The organism is Haloferax sp. s1, assembly GCF_058382125.1.
The window spans coordinates 1-1976 of record NZ_JBZRPK010000211.1; the positions used below are offsets into that span (position 1 = coordinate 1).

A 1976-nucleotide genomic window follows, 5' to 3' on the forward strand; every position below is an offset into this window, starting at 1 on the left:
GAAGAGGGGTCGGCACTGCCCCGTGAGATGACACCAGGAAAGAGCTTGGGTCGGTAAGAGCCACATCTCGAAGAGGCTGTGGAAGATCCCGACCGCGGCGAACACCCGTTTGACGCTGTACGCGCCGATAAGCGCGACGATGACGCGTGAGATACCTGCGACAAAGGCGTCGCCGCCCTGCAGGTTCACCCAGGAGAGCAAGAACGGGTACGTGTGATCGGTGAACATCCCCTGGATGTCACTGCCCATGAGGTAGATGTATTGGTCCCCGAAGAACATCGCGAGAATGCCCGAGAGGACGGGGGCGATTCCACCGATTATCAGGGTGATTGTGAGGACCCTATTGGCGCTCAATAACGGACAGAACTGTTTTTCCAGCGACGTCATTGCTCAACAACTCCGAACGGGTGGCGTGGCTCGGTACGGTCTATCGTGTTCGATACGATTACGATGTCAGAATTCATCGGACAAGTAGAGATACATCGGGTACTCGCACGAATTTAATCGCTAGGACCCTCGGGGTCTTTATCAGCGACCGATTAATAGTCCCGGTATGGCCAAGCGGAATCGTACCCGGGGTAAGGACACGTGAGAAGCGTCCGACTCGTCCTTACGTGGGGAGATGTCCAGTTGCATCCACTCGAAGCCGTATTCGCCACCGAACCGGACGACGATATCGAGAAGATCTATTACGTGAATCCGGTCGGAGAGAACGAGTACGCCGAATTAGGGCTCATCGGCGGGGTCCTGAACAGGGCCGAAGAACTTCTAGAGGCGTCGCAGGTCGTAAAGGAGTTCGAGGTCTCTGATTCGAAGGATGGCATCGTGTATCTTCATTACGCAGGGTCGGAGTACATGGACGCATTGCTTGCTGTCCTGTTCAACCACGCGATTGTCCTTCGGTGGCCGGTTGAGTTCACCAGGGTGAACGGGCAGAACGGTATCAGGCTCACGTTCATCGGATCAAGCCGTTCCATTCAGGAAGCCATCGAAGACGTTCCGTCAGGCATCGACCTCCATCTTGAACAGTCTACGCAATTCAGGGGCGACCCACACTCGGACACCTCGCTGTTGACACCACAGCAATGGCATATACTCTCGACGGCTATCGGAATGGGGTATTACGAGACGCCACGAGAAACGACCCAGAAGGACATTGCAACGCGACTCGACAAATCGGAGGGGACAATCGCAGAACGACTCCAGCGTATCGAAGCCCGTATTCTCAAGTCGATCAATTTCTGAGCAAGGCCACGCGTCGTCGAACTACTGCGTATGCCACTACCGTTCTCGGTACGCTTGGCGCGGGACTGGTTGAGGTGACCGGTTTGTCGGGGCTCCTTCTCGACCGACTGATGGATATCTGGAATCCAGTTGTCGCCGGCCTCATGGCTTATATTCTCCACGGCTAAAGCCGTGGGGTTCCCCACAGGGGGGTAAAAGACAGGCCTAAAGGCGCTGGTATTCTCCTTGTTCATTATAATCGGGTGACCATAACACGACTACGGTGTCGGGATCCGGACAGGCGGACCAGACGGCCCTCAGAGACGAGTTAAGCGTATTCAGTCTCTCTGACTCCAGCAAGCTGTTGCAATGCTGTGGGCGAACAGAGCTGACAGCGAGTCCGGTCAGCTGGGAGCAATCGCTGACAGGTTCGGCACACTGATTGCTCGTCGCCGGGCACGTTTGGGTAGTCCCGACGTGGAAGCGAGTCGGCCTCGTCTGGGTGGGTGTGAGTCGATTGCTGTTCGTCTGGAAGGTCCGTTGCTTCGTCATACGGCCGCAGTTCCTCGGCCAGCCGTCGATGAGGTGGCACACCGCTTCTTGCCCCGACATTCCCTCATAAACGCTCGCCCACCCTATTGAATGGAGAATTCGAAGTCCTGACTCCAACAGACGTATTTGTGTTCTCTAATACTAGAAAACGGACACATGTTCGATCTAACCGGGTTTCAGCGTGATCTGCTGTACGTTAT

2 protein-coding genes are annotated in these 1976 nt (G+C 55.6%); one reads left to right on the top strand and one right to left on the bottom strand.

Annotated elements, in window-relative coordinates:
• A partial coding sequence (locus tag QT222_RS01775; RefSeq protein WP_491476112.1) for a hypothetical protein occupies positions 1 to 387 on the bottom strand: 387 nt, incomplete at its 3' end.
• Between the two features lie 201 nt (positions 388 to 588).
• Between QT222_RS01775 and QT222_RS01780 the strand changes: the two genes are divergently transcribed.
• The gene (locus tag QT222_RS01780) at positions 589 to 1245 is read left to right on the top strand and encodes a helix-turn-helix domain-containing protein (RefSeq protein ID WP_491476113.1); all 657 of its coding nucleotides are present in this window, start codon (positions 589 to 591) and stop codon (positions 1243 to 1245) included.
• Positions 1246 to 1976: the final 731 nt, after the last annotated feature.